The organism is Idiomarina sp. UBA4206 (genome assembly GCF_002383015.1).
In the GTDB taxonomy this organism is placed as follows: Bacteria; Pseudomonadota; Gammaproteobacteria; order Enterobacterales; family Alteromonadaceae; genus Idiomarina; species Idiomarina abyssalis.
On record NZ_DFTS01000064.1, the window covers coordinates 32,176 to 32,702 of the forward strand.

Annotated in this window: 2 protein-coding genes; both read right to left on the bottom strand. The window is 50.7% G+C overall.

Annotated features, from left to right (window positions below):
- Nucleotides 1-147: hypothetical protein (locus tag B3180_RS13155; protein ID WP_286845007.1), on the bottom strand; the 147-nt coding region annotated here is incomplete at its 3' end.
- 46 nt (nucleotides 148-193) lie between these two features.
- Nucleotides 194-445, bottom strand: a complete 252-nt coding sequence (locus B3180_RS15775; RefSeq protein ID WP_414654055.1) for an OadG family protein — start codon at nucleotides 443-445, stop codon at nucleotides 194-196.
- Between the last annotated feature and the right edge of the window lie 82 nt (nucleotides 446-527).

Below are 527 nucleotides of genomic sequence, written 5' to 3' on the forward strand. Positions count from 1 at the left end.
GGATTCAAGAGACCAGAAGCCGACTTTGTCGAGCTTCTCTGCGATAGGCAGCATATCGTCCAACCGCATACGGGTTGCCAGAAGGGATTGATGGGCGTCACGCAGAATGACGTCCGTAATCCCCAATGGTTTTTTTGAATCTGTCATCGTGTCAGCCTTCTACTTAATAGTTCTAATATGTTTGCCAGGCCACTTACTTGTGACGCGACCTGAACTTCGCAATCGCCTGCTTGATAGCCTCTGCTGTGTCAGGGTCAACTGACGCAGGTTCAGGGGCTGCTTTGGCGGGCGGAGAACGTGCGGGCGCTGCCACTTCGGGTGGCGCCAATCTGGACACAACCTTGGACATTATCCCGGTTGCAAACACTAGGATTACAAGGAAGACAAAAACGAATCCCATGCCCGCTACCATCAACTCGATGGCCTTGGTCATCAGGTCAGTCATGGTTTTTTCCCTTAATAAACGGATTTACCCGACTCTGCCTTGAGTGGCATTACCACAGACTTTGTAATATCGGATGGCAAAA

Coding starts and splice junctions, on each gene's coding strand:
- B3180_RS15775 (WP_414654055.1), bottom strand. CDS start 445: ATGACTGACCTGATGACCAAGGCCATCGAGTTGATGGTAGCGGGCATG.